Source organism: Actinomycetota bacterium (genome assembly GCA_035697485.1).
Classification (GTDB): Bacteria; Actinomycetota; UBA4738; order UBA4738; family HRBIN12; genus JAOUEA01.
Genome location: DASSCU010000023.1, coordinates 36,885 through 57,665, shown reverse-complemented (window position 1 = coordinate 57,665; position 20,781 = coordinate 36,885). Strand labels below are relative to the sequence as shown.

Below are 20,781 nucleotides of genomic sequence, written 5' to 3'. Positions count from 1 at the left end.
TGTGCTGGTCGTCTACGACCCAAGGCAAGCTGAGAGCCTTGCCAGAGCGCTCGTCGAGTTCGCGGAAGCCGGTTTAACGATGGTCGCCGGCGATCCCGCGAGGTTCATCAACGAGGATGAGCGTGCGAATGCCGTAGTGGTTAGCGGGGGGATGCTAACGGGCGAGGGATCATGGACTGCGGAGCATGTTCGGAAGCTCGCGAACGCTGCGGGCCAGCACCGGCAAGTTCAGTGGGCGAGATGTCCCGAATGCGGGCACGGACACTACGACGGGTTCGGAGGAGTGCCTTGTGGCGAGCCCGATTGCGACTGCGAGCGCAGCTACTTGCCCCGGGCGACATGAAGGGGGCTTGTGCCCGCCCTTCGACGACCCGGATCGTGGGAGGAGTCCTTAGCTCCTCTCGACGCGATCCAGCAGTCCCTCGATGGTGCGTCTGCTTCGGGCCGTCCAGACGCCCTCGACCTGGCGGGACACATCTAGGCTGATCGCTCCCCACCCACCGCGACGCTGACTCCGATCCAGGTGACCCGCGACGGTCACGGCGTCGTTCTTGTAAACGGCCACCATGCCGCTCTCTAGCCGGCGCAGCTTGGCCCGTTCGGTGTCTTCCACCGCCCCTCCTCGGTCTCCGGACACGGCGAACGCGAGCCCTCCGGTCCAGCGAGTTCGCGGCCTGCGATCTCGAGGGTCCCATCCGTTCAGGGCCTCCAGACCTCGCAAGACCCTGGATCGGTCCACCACCGCCCAGTCCCGGCCGCTCACATCCCGGAGCAACGACAGCACGTCCGTAGGTCGTTCCCCCTTGACGGCCACGTTGCCGGTCGAGCCGTACCACGCGATCACATCCAAGCGTTCCGGGTCCTTGTCTCCGATCATCTTCACCAAGTCGGCCATCCGCCACTCGCGCCCCGTGCTGAAGTTGCCGAACCCGACCCCGAAGCAGAAGTACAACTTCCCAGGACTCATATCCTGATGGTCTGGGCGACGAGGCATCGCGTCAAGCGCGGCGTCGGGCATCCATGACCCGCTGACGGACGGCGCCGTAACCGGATCAGTGAACGGTGAGTATCCGCCAGGGGCCGGGCGCAGGTCCCGCTGGGCGGTGCACGACCCTGGCGCTCGGTGTCGTCCACAGCGGTGAGTTTCATGGGCGTCTACGATGCGAACTCAACCCGGTGGAAACGTGAACCCTGGATCCGAAGGAGCAGCAACCATGTCGATCGTCCGCGTCCACAACTTCTCCATCTCCCTCGACGGTTTCGGGACCGGCGAACCTCAGAGCCACGACGCACCGTTCGGCCACGCCGGCGAACGACTGCACGAATGGATGTTCACGACCCGGTATTGGCACGAGATGGTCGGCGAGCCCGGCGGCACCCGCGGCCTCGACGACGCCTTCGCGCGGCTGCACAACCCCGGGATCGGCGCCGAGATCATGGGTGCCGGGAAGTTCGGCTACCCAGGATGGCACGAGGACCGGGAGTGGAAGGGCTGGTGGGGTCCCAACCCACCGTTCCACACACCGGTCTTCGTCCTCACCCATCACACTCGTCCGCCGATCGAGATGGAGGGCGGCACGACGTTCCACTTCCTCGACGCGTCACCCGCCGAAGCGCTCGAGACCGCTCGGGAGGCTGCGGGCGGACAGGACCTGCGCATCGGTGGAGGCGCCACCGTGATCCGCGACTTCCTCGATGCGGGGCTCGTGGATCACATGCACACCGTCGTCGTCCCCATCCTTCTCGGCCGCGGCGTTCGGCTCTGGGACGGACTGGAGGGCGTCGAGAAGGACTACCAGGTCGAGGCCACCTCCTCGCCCAGCGGGGTCACACACATGACGTTCACCCGCGCGGGCGTCTAAGCCACCACCTCCCACGCACATCCAGTGGTCACACGACGGGCAAGAACCGTCGAGCCGGTTGGGGCCCACGCTTCCGGGGAAAGGTGCGGTCGCGAGCCGAGCAATCGAGCTGACCAGAAGGGACTCGGCGCTATGGAGGAGCGCGACACCCAAGTGGACGGAACGAAGACGCCGGAACTACTCGTGGACTTCATCACCTCACTCGATGGCTACGGAGCCGCTGAGGGTTGGCCGGGCTGGTGGGGTTTGCAGGGTCCGGAGTACCTGGCGTGGTTGGGCAAGCAGCCGGAAGCCGGCTACACGGTCTTGATGGGCGCGAACACCTACCGCCTCATGTCCGGGTTCGCAGCCGAGGGCGAGCCGGGTACGGATGCGCTCGCCGCGATGTCGAAGATCGTCTTCTCGCGCACGTTGGAGGAGCCCCTGACGTGGACGAACACGCAACTCATCCCTCGAGACGCTGTTCAGGTCGTGCGGGAACTGAAGGACAAGGAGGACGCCAGCTCGATGCGCACGATGGGCAGCCTCACCCGGTGCCGCTCCTTGCTCGAAGCCGGCCTCGTGGACCGCTTCCGCGTGGTCGTGTTCCCGGTCATCACGGGAAGCACCGGGAGCGACTGGATCTACGACGGGTACCCGGATGTCGCACTCGACATGATCACCAGCCGGACGTTCGATGGTCGCATCCAGTTGCTCGAGTACGTTCCTCGCGTCCTGGCCGGTCCGCCTGGCACAGACGCGCCCGACGACTGAACGCGCCAAGATCGGAGGACCCCGTGGCTGAGCTCTTGGGTATCGCGCGATTCAAGTTCCACGAAGGCAAGCTCGACGAGTACAAGCGCTTGTCCGCTCGGGCGATGGAGATCGTGCGGACCAAGGACACCGGAACGCTGCAGTTCGACACCTACCTCAACGAGGATCAATCCGAGTGCGTCATCATCGAGCGGTACAGGGACTCCGAGGCGGCCCTCGAGCACGCCGAGAACCTGGCCGACCCCTCGGCGGAGGTCCTTACGACGGTCTCCGTGGTTCACGGCGAACTCCTCGGTGAGCCGAGCGCAGAGCTGAGAGCAAGGCTGGCCGACAGTGACGTCCCGGTTCTCTTCATGCCCTACCAGTCGATGTAGCCACCGCTCGGGCGCCAAGCCTCGGGGTACTGAGGCCCCGCTGAGCGATGATGCGTGCGCCTCGAGCCCCGCGACCGCTCCCCGACGCTGACTTGCTCCGCTGATGGCAATCTCGTTAGGGTGCCCCCGTGGTCGGGCCGGGCGCGCGCACTCGAGATCGATTCACAACTGCCTTCCTTACGCTGCTGTTGCTGGCGGCCGCATGTACCGGCTCCGATGAACCGGTCGCGAAGGACTCCTCACCACGGGCCACGAGCAGCGGGTCCACTCTGGGGCAGCCGGTGCAGCTCGACGTCCTCGTTTACAACATCGAGTACGGCGGTGACGAGACGACGGACGAGGTGATCCGCGAGGTGGACGCCGACATCATCGGCGTCCTCGAGTCCTACAACCGGCTCCCTGCGATCGCTCGCGAGACCGGATATCCCTACTACAACGTGGGTCTGCAGATCCTCTCGAAGTATCCGATCCACGAACCATCAGGAGCCGACGGCCTCTACGCCTACATCGAGGTTCAGCCGGGCTTCGTGGTCGCCTTCTTCAACACCCACCTGGACTACGTGAAGTACGGGCCGCATCAGCTCCTCGACGGGATGCCGCTCGCGGACGTGATGGCCTCGGAGAGGGAGGTCCGCACGGCCTCGATGCAGATCCTGATCCCCGATATGGAGCGGCTGGCCTCGGAGGGCTATCCGGTGTTCCTGACCGGTGACTTCAACACGCCATCGCACGAGGACTACACCGAGGCGACGGTGGGCACCCGCGAAGGCATCGACCGACCGATCCCCTGGCCGACGACGGAGGCCCTGGTCGAGGCGGGCCTCTACGATACCTATCGAGCGGTCTACCCGGACCCCGTGGCCGTGCCCGGCATCACCAAGGACAACCCCGACTTCCGCAAGGGTGGCTTCGGCGACCGCATCGACTACGTCTTCGCTGGCGGCCCGGTCACCACCCTGGACTCCCAACTCCTGGGTGAACAGGGCGGAGCCGACGTGGATCGTGCGTTCAAGCCCTGGACCTCCGACCACCGGGCCGTGCTGTCGACATTCGAGCTCACACCGGTCGCCCTGCCGACCACGCTCTCGCTCACTCGGCGTCTGCTCACAGAGGGCCAACAGCTCACGGCCTACGCGAACGCGCCCGGTCACGATCAGGTCGACCTCGCGATCATCCCGGAGGGTGCTTCACTGTCCGGGCCGATCCAGACCACCACCGCGGAACCGCCGAGGGAGGTGGCGTTGGCGACGACAACCCTCGAGCCGGGTGGATACGAGGTCGTGATGCTCGATACCGGGGGGAGCGAGATCGCCCGGAACGCCTTCTGGGTGCGATCGCTCCGGGACGACATCGCGCTCTCCACGGACAAGGACACCTACACGACCGGAGAACCGATCACGGTGACGTGGGACGACGGTCCGGCCAACCGTTGGGATTGGATCGGCTTCTACGAGGCCTCAGCCGCAGACCCCAAGGTCGATGACTACCTCATCTGGGCGTACACCGGCGGACACGAGTCGGGGGCACTGCCGCCGCAGGTCTTCGGCGAGATGACCTTCGACGAGGATTCCCAGGGAGGACCGTGGCCGCTGCCGCCCGGTGATTACCGCATCCACTACCTACTCACCGATCAGTACAAGTCAGCCGGCTTTACGGACATCACCGTCACCGAGTAGCGATGGCGACGCTCGGCCCTAGGGCGAGCGTCCGATCGTCATCGGCGGCGACGTGGCGGTTTGGTTCGGCGAACTCGATGAGCCGCACACCGAATGCCAGCTGCGGGTGCGCGCGCTCGACCCCGAGCTGGTCTGGCACGAGCACGAGCACGAGCCGTGGCGACCTCGCACCGTCTAACTCAAACCAGAGGATCCTCCCACGGGTTCGTGCGCCTCTCATGAAGGCGCCGAGCACGTCGTCTCGTCAGCTGCGACATCGGGAGAGGGTATCGTTTCCCGTGGTCAGGGGACTTCGACATCACCACACCCGTTCCCCTCCACCACCCACCTACGACCGAGCGGCGCGGAACAGCGAGAGGGGATGCAGCGCCGGTACTACTTGCGGACGTGGAACCGGAGGATGGTGACGTCTCGCGACCGCGAGCTACTGACCGGTTCCAGGTCGATCCTGGGGAGGCTCGGGGGGGAGAAGCGAATGCCGTCGCCGAGCAGCACCGGCATCACATACACCAAGATCTCGTCGACGAGCCCCCGCCCCAGGCACTGGCCGGCCACGTCGGCGCCGAGGATCTCCAGGTTCTTCCCGCCCGCAGCGTCCAGTGCCGTGGCGACCGCTTCCCCGATATCGCCGCTGAGGAACGTGACCCCAGGGTCCGGCGGGTCCGGCGGCTCGTGCGTCAGGACGAAGAAGGGTCCGGAAGAGGGGTAGTCGACGCTCCCTGGCTCGTCGGCCTCCATCCTCTTGCCCACCTCGTGGGTCCGCCGGCCGATGAGCATGGCGCCGGTAGCGGCCGCGATCTCCTGGAGATCGTCCGGTGCCACGAAGTCGGCGAGAGGGCGACCGGCGCCCCAGTCCATCGTGTGGCCGGGACCGGCGATGAAGCCATCAAGCGACATCGACCTGTTCACGACCACCTTTCCAGTGCTCGTATCGCTCACCCTGTTCCTCCAGAAGCTCGGATGTTCCCGTGATCCGTTCCGGCGCCTCTTCGGCCGCCACGCGAGTCATCCTCTAGCGGTCGGCTTCATGGGCAGTACGTCTGACGTGCAGAGTAGGTCCCGAACTCTCGTTGAGCATCAGAACGTCGGTGCGAGATCCATGAGAAGGCATCCCTTCTTGTACACCCTGAACGGATCATCCCGCAGCCCTCGACCTCATTCGCTGATTCACTGCTCGGCGCATGGGTGCGGTTGGCTGAACTCGACGATGATCACGCTATCGCGTGGACGTGTTGAACATCACGTTCTTCGATCAACCTGCGTCGTCAGTCAGGTGGTCGGGTGATGATCGTGGCCGGACGAACGGCCTCTGGTCTACTGTGGGCACCCCACCGACCGAGGGACCGACCGACCGACGAAGGACGACGGTGTGTTCTCGTCACTGAGGCTTGATGCCTCGAACTCCCAGCTTCTACTCGTGGAGATCCTCGTAGTAGCGGAGAGCGATCGCAGCGCGCTGCCGTGGCGGGAGCGAGAGCAGCGCCGTGCGCATCGATTCGTACGCGGCGACGTCTCGGTCGATGTGGCCTTCGCGGACCTCGGCGGTCCGCCGCTGGAGGTAGGACCGCCCGATCGCACGGCGGCGGAAGACGTCCTTCGACAAGTTGACGATCGTCCGGCGGAGGTAGGCGTCGAACGCCTCGGGGTCTCGCAGGTGGTGCAGGCGACCGACGAACCGAAGGAACGTCTCCTGGACGAGATCCTCGGCGAGCGCCCGGTCGCCCGTCAGCAGGTAGGCGAGCCGGTACCCGGCCGGGGCCGACCGCACGTAGACCTCCGCCAGCCGGCTTGCACGCCACTGCTCGGCTCCCATGTCGGCGACCATCGTCGTCCTTTTCGCACCCACATCACCAGGACGTACGAGGACCCGAAAGTGTTGCGAAGCTGGTCGGTCGGCGTGTTGCGTATCTCACCCTAAGCGACTCGTCTTGGGCGAGAGATAACGACCAGGGGAGGCATCTTGAGGTTTCTGCTCACGTCCGCTGGCATCAAGAACACGAGCATCCACGACGCGCTGGTCGATCTCCTGGGCAAACCGATCGCCGAGTCCAACGCTCTCTGCATCCCGACCGCGACGTACGCCAACCCGGGTGGTGCTGGCCGGGCATGGAACTTCATCGCCGGGCGAGAGCCCAGGACCCCCATGTGCGAACTCGGCTGGAGATCGTTGGGCGTGCTGGAGCTCACGGCGCTGCCCAGCCTCGATGGAGAGCATTGGGTCACCGTGGTCGAGGAGACCGACGCCCTGCTGGTGAATGGCGGCGATCCCCTGTATCTGTGCTACTGGATGCGTCAGTCCGGGCTGGCGGACCTCTTGCCGTCGTTGCGCGAGACGGTCTACGTGGGCCTGAGCGCCGGGAGTATGGTGATGGCCCCCAGCATCGGGGAGGACTTCGTCGGCTGGAAGCCGCCCACGGGTGGCGATGAAACGCTGGGACTGGTTGGTTTCTCGATGTTTCCGCACCTGGATCACGAGGACCTGCCGGAGAACACCATGGCCGATGCCGAACGATGGGCCGCCGGCATGCCGGTGCCGTGCTATGCGATCGACGATCAGACCGCCATCAAAGTGACCGACGACGCCGTCGAAGTCGTCTCCGAGGGGCACTGGAAGCAGTTCGCCCCCTGACACGACGACGCTTACCTGTGAGGGGTCGACCCGGAGAGATGTCCTATGTCGATGTGCCAGCCGATCGGTACTCGAGATGCACGATGAGCCCCGCCCCGTCCGCCTCAGATCCGCTCCTCGCCGACCGTCACGACGACCTTGCCCTTCGGGTGTCCGTTTTCGACGTATCGGAGCGCGTCGGGTGCCTCCCCGAGCGGGTAGACACGATCGATCACCGGGGTAACGTCGCCCGCCTCGATCATCGCCGCGAGGGTCGCGAGGGTGGCCTCGTCGTTCTCACCTTCGACGGCCACGAGCCGCTGCGACACGAACGGCGCGACGATCTTGCCGCGCATCGCGACCGCGCCGGGGCCGAACAGGCCGCCGTGTTGTGAGCCACCCACGGCCGCAAGGGTGCCCCTGGGGGTGAGAGTGCGGCGGAGAGAATGCAGCGAGTGGGTGCCCCCGTTGTTCACGACGACGTCGTAGGTCCGGCCGGCGTCAACGTACTTCTCGGCGGTGTAGTCGATCACCTCGACGGCGCCGAGGGAGCGGACGAGCTCGAGGGCCGCCGGACCGCACACCGCGGTGACCGCTCCGCCGAGGGCTCGGGCGATCTGCAGGGCGAAGGTGCCGACGCCGCCCGATGCTCCGATCAGGAGCACGGTCGTTCCGGGCCCGACCTGGCCGGCATCGCGGATCGCCTGGAGCGCCGTGCCGCCCGACACGGGCACCGCGGCGGCCTGCTCGAACGTGCAGTTGGTCGGCATCATCGCGATGTGGTCGGCTCGGACCGTGACGAGCTCGGCGAGGCCCCCGGTGAACCCCACCTCCGCGAAGACGTGGTCGCCCGAAGAGAACCGCGTGACGCGCTCGCCGACCGACTCGACCACGCCCGAGATGTCGCAGCCGGCGATCATCGGGTGGCGAGGCCGCCGGAGCCCGAACCTGAGCCGAACCAGGAACGGGTCGGCCCGCATCACGTGCCAGTCGGCCGCGTTGAGCCCACAGGCTTGAACGCGCACCGCCACCTCATCACCGGCCGGCGTCGGTGTCTCGACCTCCTCGAACCTGAGCACGTCGGGCGACCCGTACCTTTCGTACACCCACGCCTTCATCGTCATCGACCCCCTTCGCGTTCACACACCGATCTCGCTCGCGGACTTCAGGTCGTGCGCTGGCAGACAGGCATTCGCGGCGGCCCGTGCCACGCGGGTCGCGAGCGCGACGATCGTGAGGATCGGCGGCAGGCCCAACGATCGCGGAAAGAGCGTCGCGTCGGCCACGTAGAGGTTCTCCGGCAGGCGCTCGTCGTGCAGTGTCAGTGCGGTGGCGTGGGTGAGGGGCAGCGTTCCGCCGGGGTGCCCACCGTTCAGGATGCCCTCGAACGTCGACTCCGGATCGACCCCGGTGCCCGCCAGAAGCTCGCGGGCGAGCGCCGCACCTTCTTCCAGTCGCAACCGATCGACCGACGTCAGATGGGTACGCACGCGGCGCTCCTCGACTCGGCCGCCTCCCTCGTCGGCGATCTTCACCATCACGCCGACGATGTCCTGCGGCGGGTATCGCCAGCGTGGGTCGAGGGCGAAGCTCAACCAGTCGAAGTAAGGCGACAGGATGTAGCGGTCACGACGCACGACGAACGGCATCTCGATCTCGTTGCACTGCCAAGCCGACGGCACTCGCGCCGCGACTGTGAGCACGGGGTCGACCGAGAGCGTCGGTTCGCATCGGACCCCCGAGCGCTCGAGGATCGCCGGCGTGCCGAGGCCGCCGGCCGCGAGGACGACGAGATCGGCCCTGAGCGACCGACGGCTCATAGGCCCGGTCGTCAAGACGCCGACGGCGCGTCCTCCCTCGGTCACGACCCGGTCTACCCGGGTGCCCGTCCGCACCCGCGCTCCGTGAGCGACGGCGACGTCGAGAGAGCGCCGTGCATCCCACTTGATCCCGTACGGACACCCCAAGACGCAGCGTCCGCAGTGGTGACAACCTTCGGCGCGTCCCATCTTCGGTGTCGGCTGCGGGGCGAGGCCGAGGTCCTCGGCGGCGGCGAACAGCCGCCTGGTCGTCGGGTGCCATCGGCGCCGGTGTTCGACCGACACGGGGATCTCGGCTGCGATCTGGGCGAATTCCTCGTCCAGGTCGATGCCGAGCGCGCGGAGGTCGTCGTCGGCTCGGATCCCGTTGCCGGTCGCCACGGTGGTCGTCCCCCCGGTCCCGCTGCCGTGAACGACGAGCATGTCGGCGGTGCGGCCGACCCGCATCGCTGGGTACGCAACCCTGAGAAGCCGGGGATCCACCAGGAGCCGGCTCCGAGCGAGTCGAGCGATCGAGCGTCTGTCGAGCTCGCATCGACGGTACGGTCGACCAGCTTCGAGCACCGTGACGTCGAACGCGCCCTGCAACTCCTTCGCAACCGTGGCCCCCCCGGCCCCGCTCCCGACGACGATCGCTGTCTTCACCGCGAACCTTCCCCACCGATACTGAGCGTCGCGAGGCATACCGGTGAACCCGTCGTGATGCGCTCGGAGAAGGTGAGCCGGCCACCGTCCGTCAACCCGGCCAACAGTCCCGCGTCAGAAGCCGACATCACGCGACACACGTCCGGCGAGTAGCGCGTCGCGAACGAGCATCGGGTGACGACGACCTGCCCTCGGTCGTCGCCGGTCAGGTCTATCCCGATCAGCCCGTAGAGCCGGTGCGCGACATCGAGCGCATCTGCAGTTGTCCGGACGCCGAGCGCGACTCGGACACGGCGGCCGAGCCGCTCCATGTTCGATCGGAGGCATCGCTCGACGAGCGGCCGGCGCTCGGGATCGAGGAGCAGGCTCCCAGCGAGCACGTCGGTGCACGTCGCGTAGGCGCTGAGGATCGCGTCGGCCGAGCATCCACGAAGATCCGGCATCGGCGCGCCGAACGCATCCACCGTCGCTCGGAAGAGCGCGCGCAGCGCCCAGCGCCTCACAGGTTCTGGGATCCGATCGGGGAGCGCCCGGGTCCGGAGGCTCATACGCGGACCTCCTCCCGCTCGTAGAGCCCGTCGATCACGTCCGCATGACGCGCGACGATCCGCTCGCGCTTGAGCTTGAGGTTCGGCGTCAGGTCGCCGGCGCCGATCGAGAGGTCGTCGGCGAGCACCGCCCAACGCTTCACCTGTTCCGGGTGGGACAGGGAACGGTTGATCTCGGTGATCGCTTCCGCGACGACGTCACGCCGTGCGTCCGTTGGCGTCCCTTCGACCCACAGCAGCGCCGTACAGAAGCGTCGAGCCTCGCCCATGACCATGGCGTTCGTCACTCCGGGGATGCTTCGGAGCCGCGCCTCGATCTTCGCCGGGTTCAGGTACTTCCCGTAGGAGGTCTTCAGCAACTCCTTCTTGCGGCCGTCGATCACGAGGTAGCCGTCTTCCATGTGCCCGAGGTCGCCGGTCGTGAGCCAACCATCGCGGAACGGCTGCGTCGCGCCTTGGTCTGCGTAGCCGATCGTCACCTGGGGACCCCTCGCCAGGATCTCGCCGTCCTCCGCGATGCGCACGGTGGTCCCTGGAAGCGGCTCGCCGACCGTGCCGATCCGGTTGCGCCCCGACCGATTCAGCGTGAGCAGGGGTGCCTCGGTGAGACCGTATGCGTCGTGCACCTCGACGCCGATCTCGTGGAATCTCGTGAGGAGACCGTCCGGTATCGGGGCCGACCCGACGATCAGCTGCGCGCAGCGCCCGAGGCCAGCGCGCCTCAGCACGGTCCGGCGGACCGCCGAGCCCAGGGCGCGCTTCGCCGGCCCGTCGCGCGATGCCAGGAAGCGCCGGCCCACCGCGCTCGCCTCGACGCGTGCCCACACCTTCTCGTAGAGCCGCGGGACAGAGAAGAACACCGTCGGATGAACCGAGCGGAGGGCGTCCGGCACGTCCTGGATGTCTTCGACGAACGCGACCTCGACGGGAGCCGGCATCGAATAAGGCCCGTACGTCCCCAGGATCCCCTCGACAACGTGGTTCATCGGGAGGAACGACACGTAGGAAACCGGCCTCGTGCGCGCACGCCACGGCACGAGCGACGCGATCGACTCGGCCATCCATCGCAGTTGCCCATGGGTGAACGTGACACCTTTCGGGAAACCGGTGGTCCCCGACGTGTAGCGGAGCGTTGCGACGTCCGCGAGCCCGACGGGCGCCCGCTCGATCTCAGGCGCCTCGGCGCGGTTGGCGACCAGGTCGCCCCAGTCGAGAACTCCTTCTGGAGGTACCCCGCGGCAGAACGACACGGTCGGCAGGGATGACGCGACCGGCCCAAGGTTCTCGAGGATCCGAGGCGATCCGACGATCAGCGCCTCCGCGCCGCTCGATCGCAGGATCGCGTCGATCTCGTCGGACGGCGTCGTGGCGTAGAGCGGAACGGTGATCGCGCCGAGGAGGCCGAGCGCCAGCTCGAGTGTCAGGTACCGCGTCCCGTTCGGTCCGACGATCGCGACCCGCGTGCCGGCGCCGATGCCGATCCCGCGAAGCGCGTTCGCCGACGCCAGCACGTCGGTGCGCACGCCCTCCGCCGACCGCGGATGCGCCTGCCCGTCGACGATGTCGACGTATCGCACCGGCAGCCGCCGACTCCGCAGCCGGTACATCGCTTGCTCGTGGACCGTCCGTCCGGAACGGTGGAGGAAGCCACGGCCGACCGCGTAGCGGATCAGGTTCGGGAGGTATGTCTGCCAGCGCAGCTCATACGGTCCGATCAGCCGATCGGCGTGGTCGCGTCGGAACGTGCGACGCTCGCGCAGGTACGGCAACAGGATGTCGAGCCGATCACCGCCACGTCGGGGCCAGGGCACTCCGGGCAGGGGCACGAGGATCGGCCGAGGGAGCCGGAGGCCGAGCTCGACTCGCGCCCACCCCCGGACTTCACGGAGCACTTCGGCTGCCGTCGGGAGCGACGACCACGGGGCAGTGAGATGGACGGTGCGTCCCTCGGCGCGAGGATCCATCAGCAGTTGCACGATCGCATCGGCGACGTAGTCAACCGGCACGACGTTCACCCGCAGGCGGGGGCTGACGGGCATGGCATAGGTACGCCGCGTGAGGTACCGGCGGAGCAGCACGTAGAACGTGTTGAACGTCGCGATCTCACCGGTCCGTGAATCGCCGACGATCATGGCGGGACGTGCGACGGTGATCGGAAGACCCGCCATCGCATCGCGGGCGAGCCGTTCCGCCTCGAACTTCGTCCGCTCGTAGTCGTTCTCGAAGCCGGACCCGTCGCTGAGGTCGTCCTCCCCGATCTCGCCCGTCCGGCGGCCCGCGACGTAAGCGGTCGAGATGTGCAGGAGACGCTCGAGCCCGTGATCGGCGTGAGCCGCGCGGGCGAGCGCCAGGACGTTCGCGGTCCCGACCACGTTCGTGGAGCGCAGGTCGTCGAGCGATGCGTCGAAGCGAACGTTCGCGGCCGCGTGCACGACGTGGGTGAGCCGGCGAACGAGTGTCGCGTACGCGTCCGGGTCGAGGCCGAGCAGCGGTTGCGTCAGGTCGCCGGCGATCACTTCGACGCGACCCCCGATGGCTCCCGTGAGCGCGGTCCGGTCGTACCAGCTGCGGAGCGCCACACGGCGCGCTTCGTCGTCGGTCGCAGCCTTGACGAACGCGATGAGAGAGACGTCGTCCCGATCGAGGAGCCGGCTGCCGACTTCGGTCCCGACGAACCCCGTCGCGCCCGTGAGCAGGACTACGCTGCCCACGGCTCGGCTCCCCATCCGTGCGCGTCGGCGAAGGCCTGGAGCAGCTCGCGGTTCCGTCGGGCGTCGTGGAGATGTCGCTCGTAGCCATCGAGCAGCGCGCTCGTGACGCCGGTCGGAGCAGCGAGGACGTCGTCCAGACGTGCCGACGCCGCGTCCACCATGGCCTCAAGATCGACCGGGTGCTTCGCGAGGTCGCCGTCGCCTCCCGGACCGACGAAGCAGCGATCGAGCTTCAACTCCTCGAACAGGGTGCGGAGCCGGAGGTCGTGTCCGATTGCCACCTGTGGTACGCCGGCTGACATCGAGAGGATCGAGGCGTGGTAGCGCGACGTCAGAAGCCCACCGAGGCTCCGCAGGAGCACGGTCATCTTCGACGCGTCCAGGTCGCGGGACGAGAAGATCCGGGCTCGGTCTGGTCGGCGCATCCGCTCGTAGATCGCCCGCGCGAACGTCTCGTCGAGCTCCTCCATGCAGATGAGTGCGACGGATCGCTCGTGCTCCGTCACGACCCGGTCGGCGATCCTCGCGTATCCCTCAGCGAGCCGCGTGGAAGCTTGGCGGCGGGCGGTTGATCGGCTGAAGGAGTAAGGCCATCGGTAGCGGTCGGCTCGTCGTCCGAACGGGCGGATCACGACCGGCCACAGGAAGAGGTCGACCGCGGCGATCCCGATCGGCGAAGGGCCGGCATCGGGCCACGCATCATGGAGCCACCCTCGATCCCGTCCTTCGGGGCGGAACGTGAAGGCGTTGTCGGCAGTGGTCTCGATCGGCGCGGCGACGCCCCACGACCGGAGACGCCCGGCGGCGGCCGCCGAGCGCGTGACGATGAGGTCGGTCCGGCTCGCCTGCCGCCGGACCAAGCGCGCATTCCTCGGACGGAGTTGACCGGCATCGACCGCGTACGCGATGCACGGCGTCCCGTGGACGGCCGCGCAGCGTGTCGCCCACAGGAAGTACCACAGGAGCGCCGACGTCCACGTGTCCATATACGCACTGCCCTCGACGAGCATCACGAAGTCGTGTTCCCGCACGAGCCGCCGGACGGTGAGGGGGAAGATCGTGGGGAGGGGCTCGACCCGGACGCCTGGTGCGTCGCCAACGTATCGACGGAGGTTCGCCGGCTCGAGGGCCGGGATCGTGATCGGCGCACGAGGTCCGAACACGGCGCGGACGTCTGCGAGGTCGGAGAGGAGCAGCGCCTCAGCTCCGGTGTTGTTCGCGCCGTTGTATCCGATCAGCAGGATCCTCGGATCGGCCATCGTTCCCTCCCTCGCCACGGTGGCAGATGTCCGTATCGTGTGGCGTGCTGGGGGACCCGGCCCACCCGGGACTCTCGGGCTCGGTGTGGCTGCCGCTCTGATCGGCGCGAAGGGACACAGGTGTATCGCGAACAGGGTCATGATCACCGGTCCCATCACCACTCCGATCACCGAGACCTAGACTCCCCGGTCATGAGGGCCGGAGACACTCAGCGTGGGGAAGGTCCATCTCGCACGACACCTCCGGCGTCAGCAACCCGTGGTGAGCAGCAACGGAGCACCGACGGCGCGGTCCTGATGGAGCCCGGATCCGAGCCTGTCGCACGATGGAGTTCCGATGGAGTCGCGGGGATAGTGGCCAGCGGTGCCGCAGCCACGGTGATCGTTGCCCTGTACGCCTGGTCGTTTGGGAGCCGAGTGCACATCATCGGAGCGGACCAGTTCAGCTACGCCTGGCAGTTCCGCGCCGTGCGAGCCGGGCTTCTCGAGTCCATCGATCCCCGCCCCGGGACCTTGGCGATGGGCGCGCTCCTTCAGGGATCCGGCGTGGTGCCCGGGGATCTCGCACCAACGTTGATCGCGATCGCGCTCTGCGCGGTACTTGGTCTCGCGGTCGCCACGCTGCTGCGCCAGGCGCTCTCGCTGCCGGTGTGGGCGATGCTGCCGGTCGCGATCGGGGCGGCCACGTTCGGTGGGACGAGCCGCCTCACCGGCTACATCGCCAATCTGACCGCGCTCGTCTGTTTCTCCGCGGGGATGGCCGCCGTTGTCCGGAGCAGGACCTCATCGTGGGCTGCATATGCCCTCGCGGCCACGGCGTTCCTCGCTGCGGGACTGGCACATCCCGGGATCCTTCCGGCTTGGTTCGCCATCGTGGCGTTGTGGCTCGGTCTGTCCGTCGTCGCTTCGCTGACCGGGAGGGCTCGTCACGGTGGAGCGGGAGCCCGACCGCTCGATCTCCGACCGGTCTTCGCGCTCGCGGCGCTCACGCTGGGCACCGTCGGCACTCTTCTCGTCGTGTTCGCCATCATGCGCCGATCGCTCGGAGAGCTCGGCGACCTCGAGCTGGTGCAAGGGTATTTCGTTCGGCGACTCGGGAACACATGGGAGTGGGTAGTCCCGGTCGCGCCGCTGGTCATCGCTGGACTGTTCCTCGTGGCGCTGCGCGGGTGGAGACGCGGCGACCCGAGTGCACAACGCCTGCTCTTCGCTTGGGTCGTTGCATGCTTGGCAGGGGTGGCCGTCATGCTCGTCGCACCCGGCTTCCCGGGGCATCGGACGCTGATGTTGGCAGTGCCACTCGGGGCGGTGACCGGATTGGTGGCCGTAAGGATCGCGGAGTTGGCCGGTCGCGGGTTGGGGCGCGTGCGGGCTGTCGCGGTCGGGGGAGCGGCGCTTCTCGGTCTGGGGGCGGCCCTCGTGGCCGGGCTACTTGGGCTCGCCGGGTTTCGGGCGGCCGCCTCCGATCCTTGGAGCGATCGCGCACCGCCGGCGCGGCAAGTCGCGGCCTTCGCACGAGGGCATCCTGCGGACGTTCCCGTAGTGATGGTGTTCGAGCCGTGGCAGGCCCAGGGGGCCTTGCTCTGGAAGGTGCGTCTCAACATCGCCCGATCCTTCCTGGACGGTCCCCGGGCCAGCCACCTGTTCATGTACGTGGGCGACCCGGAGCGCCTCCTCGCTGGCGAACCCAAGAGGCTTCCTCCCCGCGCCGACGAACTGGGTCAAGTCCTCAATGGCATTTCGGAAAGAACCTGGCCAGACGTGTCCGCGGCGATCCGCGACGGGGCGGTGATCGTGTTCCCGCGGATGTACATGCATGAGCGATCGTGGGAGCTGGTTCTGTCGGAGGGTGCAGAGCTTGTCGATGATGACCTGGCCGTCTCCGGGCGATCGTCACCTCCTCCGGAGGAGTTGCCGGAGTATGCCTCGGCGTCGCCGATCAGCGCTTGGGCAGCCGCGAGCGTCACGATCCTCCTTCTCGGCGTGGTGGGCGGCGGGTATTCGCACCTCGCGTCTCGAGGCGGAGAGAGGGCGATGGGTGACGAGGCTGCCCTCGCACCGGCCTTCGGCATCGTGGTCGTCGTCCTGATCGGGACCGCGGCCGCCCTCGCGGGGGCCGATCCGGGGGGAGGGGTTGGCCTCTCGGCCCTCCTTATCGTGGCAGTGGTCGGCTGGGTGGCGGCCACGCGCATCCGCCCGCGGGCCTAGCGCCACGTCGGGCTGGACCCTCGGTCAGGGTCCGCCCGGAGGAACGAGACTGTGGCGGCGGATGCGAGGGGCCGCCTGACGGTCGGTTGATGATTTGCGACACTGCGGAGCTATGCACGAGCGCTCCGGCCCACAGGTTCCGGGTCGGACGAAGAAGGTCCCGCACGTCCTTGTCGTCGTCGCGTCTTCCATCGCGCTTGCAACCTCGCTGGCTGCTGCCGCCGGGCTCGTCGGCTGGGTGTTCCTCGATCGATATCGGGATCCGGCCCAGGTGGCACCGGCCGGCAGCGACACGGCGCAGCATGAGTGGCGCATCGAGATCGTCGCCGACGGTGGTCTCGACGCGCTGCCTCCGTTCGATGGGCGCACGCAGGCCCTCAACACGAACGCGGATCGGCCGGGGCTTCCGGTGATCGGGGCGATCGCCAAAGCCACAGGCATCGCCGAGCCACGAAGGCTCGTGTATGTGCTTCCCGCCGTGATGGCCGCCGTGACGGGGCTCGCCGCGGCAGGATTCGCGCGGGCAGCGATGCGGGCGCGGATCTGGGCGCTGCCCGCGTACGTGGCCGGGGTGGGTGCGTCCGTGCAGGTCGCCTTGGCCGCCAACGGCTACCTCGAGCAGCTGCTCGTCATGCCGCTGCTCCTCGCCGCGGCCGCCTGCGTTGTTGCGGCCGCCGGGGATCGTCGTGTGCACTTCGCTTCGACGTTCTTGCTCGGCGCCGCGTTCGCCGTTCACTGGCAGTTCGCTGCGGTGTTCTCGGGCCTGCTGCTCCTCGTATCGCTCGGGGCGATCCCAAGCTCGGTCGCGGAACGGAGGGCGGGCGCCTCATGGCGGCGTCTGTCCGTGGTCACAACCCTCGGGACGACGGCGGTTGGCTTCGTCGTGGGAGCGGCGGCGCTCCTCGGCACGCCTGGAACCCCCCGAGCCTCTCTCGGGATCACGAGGGATAGCCTCGTCGACAATTTCGAACGACAGCGGCCGCTCTATCGGTTTCCGGCGCCGGCCGTGGCGGCTGTCGGCGGTGTTATCGCGCTCCTCGCCAGGCGAGCCTCGCGACTATCGCTCTGGTTGCTGGCGCCGTGGGCCCTGCTGCCGGCTGGCGCCGTCATCCTCTTCGAGGCCGGCAGAACCGTGCCAGTACAGCGTGCGCTGACGTTCGCGCTCGCGATCCCGATCCTCGGGGTGGCTCTGATGGAGGGGGTCATCCGGGTCGGGCGCTCGTCGGTAGGGCGCGCCGGGCCGGTGCTCCTGGCTCGAGCCGCGGCCGCCGTCCTCGGGCTGCTCGCCCTCGCCCTGGTCGTCTTGTCGGTCGCGCAGACCCACGAGGTCTGGACGTCGAGGCCTGCCCCGACCTCGAACGAGCGGCTCGCCCAGTTACAGGCCGTGGCTCGTTACATCGGCGCGGCCGACCGGCCTGCGCTCGTGGTGGTGGACGGGCCGGCTGGGGACCAAGCCACCTCAGGTGCGGACTTCGGCTCTGTCCCGATGCTGCGGCGCTTGCGGGCGGAGCTCGAACCCGACCTCATCCTGGATGTGACGCCATACCTCGGCGATCCCACCGCCCTCCTGCAGGGAAGGCCGACGCTCCGTCCCGACGTACCCGGGTTCGACGAGACGTCGCTCGAGCTGTGGGAACGGGTCCGCCCCCTGCTCTCGAGCGATCCGCTCGTGATCGTGCTCCGACCGTTCCATGTGTCGTTCGACCGGCTCGTCCAGGACCATCCGAGTTGGAGGGTGACGGATTGGCTCGCGATCGTTCGCGGGCCACCCCCGAGATCCGAACTGGTCCAGCCGTCCGACCCGATTGCCCCGACGCTCATGTCACTCATCGGGACTGCGCTCTTCCTGCTCGTCGGAGTCGGCGTGGTGGGGATCGGCTGGGCGTGGGGCACGGGTCCGAGCGATCCGATCGCGCGAGCCTGTCTGGCCCCCGCGACGGGGGTGTCAGTGCTCGTCCTTTCGGGCCTCGCGGCGGAGCATCTGGGTTTCCAGACGGGTGAATGGGGGACCACGCTCGCCATCGTGGTCGCCGTTGTCGGAATCATCGCGGCGGCGGCCCGCCACTTCATCGACCGCCGAGGTCGGGATGAGGAGCCCGTGACGAGGGCTGAGGACGCACGTTGATGGACGGCGCCCGAGGCTTCGTGCCAACGTTGGCTCACGGATGAAGAAGCAGGAAGTGAAGACCGGCAGATCGTGGGCTGCAACGGCGGGGCTTGCGCTGGGGCTCGCCTCGGTGGCGTGCACCGAGGTGCCCGTCACCGCCTCCACAACCACCATCCAGCCCAGCGAGGCCGAACCGCAGAGCCCCGACATCGTCCTGATCGTTACCGACGACCAACGATGGGACACGCTCGGGGAGATGCCCGGACTCCGGCGCACGGTGCGCGCACACGGCATGACGTTCCGTGAGGCGTTCGTCGTCAACCCCTTGTGCTGCCCTTCGCGCGCTTCGATCCTCACGGGCGCGTACTCGCACACGACCGGCGTGTACACGAACTTCCCCCCCGACGGGGGAGCCGCGGCCTTCGATGACCGGTCCACGCTCGCCACGTGGCTCGATGATGCCGGCTACCGGACGGCTTTCGTAGGCAAGTACCTGAACGGCTACGCGAAGCCATGGTACGTGCCGCCCGGGTGGGACCGCTGGGTAGCGTTCCTCCGCGGCCCATCCCCTTATTACGACTACGACATGAGCGTGAACGGCCGGCGTCGAGAATTCGGATCAGCGGCGGCCGACTACTCGACGGATGTGCTGGCCCGCCTCGCCGAGCGATTCATCCGCGAGATGCCCTCCGACGATCCACTCTTCCTGTTCCTGGCGCCCGCGGCCCCTCATCACCCGAACACGCCCGGGCCCCGGTACGCCGAGGCCGAGCCCTTGATCCCGTTCAGTCCCGGACCGAACGTTGCCGAGCGTGACGTGTCCGACAAGCCCGCCTACATCCAGGCGCTCGGATCTCAGGATCGTCGATCCGAGCAGAGGTGGAACGCGCAGGCCGTGGCGCTGAAGGCCGTCGACGACCTCGTGGTTCGCACGGTGCGCGCACTGCGTGATCGTGGCAACCTACGCAACACCCTGCTCGTGTTCATGAGTGACAACGGCCTGGCCGTCGGCGAGCATCGGTGGAGTTACAAGCTCACGCCGTACGAGGAATCGATCCGGATCCCCTTGGTTGTCCGCTACGACCCCCTCACGCGGGGCACGTCCACCAACGCTTTGGCGGTCAACATCGATCTCGTGCCGACGATCGGCGAGATAGTGGGGATGGAGACGCCCGGCGCCGAGGGCCGCTCCTTGGTGCCGCTCCTGCGCGGCGATGTTTCCGCCATCCGGACCGAATTCTTGATCGAGCACCTCCAGTTCCGCACCGGTCCTCACCATGCCGACCCTCCGACATACTGCGCGCTTCGGACCGTGGATCGGCTGTTCGTCCACTACGACACCGGGGAGGAGGAGCTGTACGACCTTCGGCGTGATCCCTACCAGTTGCGGAACATCGCGACGGATCCGGCTCGCCGGGCAGAGCTCGACGAGCTCCGAGCGCGGACGAAGATGCGGTGCCGTCCACCTCCACCGCGGTTCTCCTGGACGAGCCCATAGACACGAAGCGAACCGTGAGCGCGGCGCCACTCACTGGAGCTGGGGTGTCCGAGTGGGCGAGGTCCCGAGCTGATGGGACTCGATCACCCGATACCGCCGAACCCCCAACCCCCCGTGTCGTCCTGTTTGAGCGCGACGTCCAGCCCAGCGGCGGACGCCACCATGAGCAAACGAAGGTCGTCGGACACCTCGCTCTCGATCTCCAGGACGTACGTGTCGGCGGTCGTGTAGCCCTCCTTCAAGACCCCGTTCCACTTCTTCGTGACCCGGCCGGCCTCGGCGCCGGCCGCGTCGTGGATCGCGAAGTCCCACGAACGCCAGTTCTCGGCGTCGATGGACCCGATCTTCTGGCCGCTCGCGTCGATGAGCGTGAAGTGCTTCTTGCCCATCACGTTGTCCTGCAGGATCGCCCCGCGCTCGGACCCCGCCGCGTCGGCGATCGTGATCGTGGACTTCATGAGTTTCGCGGGCCGAAACAGCGTGCAGACCGCCTGCCCGTCGGCATCGAACACACCGAGCTTGTGCGTCAGGAACTGATCGATGTCGCTGAAGAGCCTGACCGCGCGCATCGTCATGGATTGCTCGAGCTCGCGGATCGTGCCGATCGGGGCGCCGGCGCCGTCGAACACCTCGTACTCGTTCATCGTCTCGATCAGCTTCGCTTTCTGCGAGATCACGAGCACATCCTCGGTCAACATCCTCGACATGGGTT

Annotated in this window: 19 protein-coding genes; 10 read left to right on the top strand and 9 right to left on the bottom strand. The window is 67.7% G+C overall.

The window, feature by feature from the left end:
* A partial coding sequence (locus VFI59_06725) for a hypothetical protein (GenBank protein HET6713385.1) occupies window positions 1-343 on the top strand: 343 nt, incomplete at its 5' end.
* A gap of 48 nt (window positions 344-391) precedes the next feature.
* Here the strand turns inward: VFI59_06725 and VFI59_06720 are convergent.
* Entirely contained in the window at window positions 392-967 is a 576-nt protein-coding gene (locus VFI59_06720; protein HET6713384.1) for a hypothetical protein, read from the bottom strand.
* Window positions 968-1,214: 247 nt separating this feature from the next.
* On the opposite strand from VFI59_06720, the gene VFI59_06715 reads away from it, so the two are divergent.
* The 5 genes from VFI59_06715 to VFI59_06695 all read left to right on the top strand — a co-directional run bounded on the left by VFI59_06715 (window position 1,215) and on the right by VFI59_06695 (window position 4,843).
* The gene (locus tag VFI59_06715) at window positions 1,215-1,862 is read left to right on the top strand and encodes a dihydrofolate reductase family protein (GenBank protein HET6713383.1); all 648 of its coding nucleotides are present in this window, start codon (window positions 1,215-1,217) and stop codon (window positions 1,860-1,862) included.
* 153 nt (window positions 1,863-2,015) lie between these two features.
* Entirely contained in the window at window positions 2,016-2,615 is a 600-nt protein-coding gene (locus VFI59_06710) for a dihydrofolate reductase family protein (GenBank protein ID HET6713382.1), read from the top strand.
* Between the two features lie 23 nt (window positions 2,616-2,638).
* Window positions 2,639-2,989, top strand: a complete 351-nt coding sequence (locus VFI59_06705; GenBank protein ID HET6713381.1) for an antibiotic biosynthesis monooxygenase — start codon at window positions 2,639-2,641, stop codon at window positions 2,987-2,989.
* Window positions 2,990-3,270: 281 nt separating this feature from the next.
* Entirely contained in the window at window positions 3,271-4,665 is a 1,395-nt protein-coding gene (locus tag VFI59_06700) for an endonuclease/exonuclease/phosphatase family protein (protein ID HET6713380.1), read from the top strand.
* Window positions 4,666-4,717: 52 nt separating this feature from the next.
* Complete coding sequence (locus VFI59_06695; GenBank protein HET6713379.1) at window positions 4,718-4,843, top strand: hypothetical protein; 126 nt, start codon at window positions 4,718-4,720, stop codon at window positions 4,841-4,843.
* Window positions 4,844-5,040: 197 nt separating this feature from the next.
* On the opposite strand, the gene VFI59_06690 is transcribed toward VFI59_06695, so the two are convergent.
* Together VFI59_06690 and VFI59_06685 are read right to left on the bottom strand one after the other, a co-directional pair.
* A complete protein-coding gene (locus VFI59_06690) occupies window positions 5,041-5,604 on the bottom strand; it encodes a dihydrofolate reductase family protein (protein HET6713378.1) in 564 nt (187 codons plus the stop codon).
* Between the two features lie 472 nt (window positions 5,605-6,076).
* Window positions 6,077-6,490, bottom strand: coding sequence for a sigma-70 family RNA polymerase sigma factor (locus VFI59_06685; protein ID HET6713377.1), 414 nt, complete (start codon window positions 6,488-6,490; stop codon window positions 6,077-6,079).
* A 135-nt stretch (window positions 6,491-6,625) separates the two neighbouring features.
* Here VFI59_06685 and VFI59_06680 point away from each other — a divergent pair, with 135 nt between their 5' ends.
* Window positions 6,626-7,294, top strand: a complete 669-nt coding sequence (locus VFI59_06680) for a Type 1 glutamine amidotransferase-like domain-containing protein (protein ID HET6713376.1) — start codon at window positions 6,626-6,628, stop codon at window positions 7,292-7,294.
* A 104-nt stretch (window positions 7,295-7,398) separates the two neighbouring features.
* On the opposite strand, the gene VFI59_06675 is transcribed toward VFI59_06680, so the two are convergent.
* Genes VFI59_06675 through VFI59_06655 form a run of 5 tightly spaced genes read right to left on the bottom strand, consistent with a single transcriptional unit; the run spans window position 7,399 to window position 14,256 of the window.
* Entirely contained in the window at window positions 7,399-8,391 is a 993-nt protein-coding gene (locus VFI59_06675) for an NAD(P)-dependent alcohol dehydrogenase (protein ID HET6713375.1), read from the bottom strand.
* A gap of 21 nt (window positions 8,392-8,412) precedes the next feature.
* The gene (locus VFI59_06670; protein HET6713374.1) at window positions 8,413-9,738 is read right to left on the bottom strand and encodes an FAD-dependent oxidoreductase; all 1,326 of its coding nucleotides are present in this window, start codon (window positions 9,736-9,738) and stop codon (window positions 8,413-8,415) included.
* On the bottom strand, window positions 9,735-10,286 hold the full coding sequence (locus VFI59_06665) for a hypothetical protein (GenBank protein ID HET6713373.1): 552 nt from the start codon (window positions 10,284-10,286) through the stop codon (window positions 9,735-9,737). The genes VFI59_06670 and VFI59_06665 overlap by 4 nt, the downstream gene beginning before the upstream one ends.
* Window positions 10,283-12,997, bottom strand: a complete 2,715-nt coding sequence (locus VFI59_06660) for an AMP-binding protein (GenBank protein HET6713372.1) — start codon at window positions 12,995-12,997, stop codon at window positions 10,283-10,285. Before VFI59_06660 ends, VFI59_06665 begins: the two co-directional genes overlap by 4 nt.
* Window positions 12,985-14,256: a polysaccharide pyruvyl transferase family protein gene (locus tag VFI59_06655; GenBank protein HET6713371.1), complete on the bottom strand. Its 1,272-nt coding sequence runs from the start codon at window positions 14,254-14,256 to the stop codon at window positions 12,985-12,987. Before VFI59_06655 ends, VFI59_06660 begins: the two co-directional genes overlap by 13 nt.
* A 417-nt stretch (window positions 14,257-14,673) precedes the next feature.
* On the opposite strand from VFI59_06655, the gene VFI59_06650 reads away from it, so the two are divergent.
* The 3 genes from VFI59_06650 to VFI59_06640 all read left to right on the top strand — a co-directional run bounded on the left by VFI59_06650 (window position 14,674) and on the right by VFI59_06640 (window position 20,069).
* The gene (locus tag VFI59_06650; GenBank protein HET6713370.1) at window positions 14,674-16,464 is read left to right on the top strand and encodes a hypothetical protein; all 1,791 of its coding nucleotides are present in this window, start codon (window positions 14,674-14,676) and stop codon (window positions 16,462-16,464) included.
* 112 nt (window positions 16,465-16,576) lie between these two features.
* Complete coding sequence (locus tag VFI59_06645; protein ID HET6713369.1) at window positions 16,577-18,589, top strand: hypothetical protein; 2,013 nt, start codon at window positions 16,577-16,579, stop codon at window positions 18,587-18,589.
* 40 nt (window positions 18,590-18,629) lie between these two features.
* Window positions 18,630-20,069, top strand: a complete 1,440-nt coding sequence (locus tag VFI59_06640) for a sulfatase (GenBank protein ID HET6713368.1) — start codon at window positions 18,630-18,632, stop codon at window positions 20,067-20,069.
* Window positions 20,070-20,152: 83 nt separating this feature from the next.
* Here VFI59_06640 and VFI59_06635 read toward each other — a convergent pair whose 3' ends face one another.
* Window positions 20,153-20,776, bottom strand: a complete 624-nt coding sequence (locus tag VFI59_06635; GenBank protein HET6713367.1) for a phospholipid scramblase-related protein — start codon at window positions 20,774-20,776, stop codon at window positions 20,153-20,155.
* Between the last annotated feature and the right edge of the window lie 5 nt (window positions 20,777-20,781).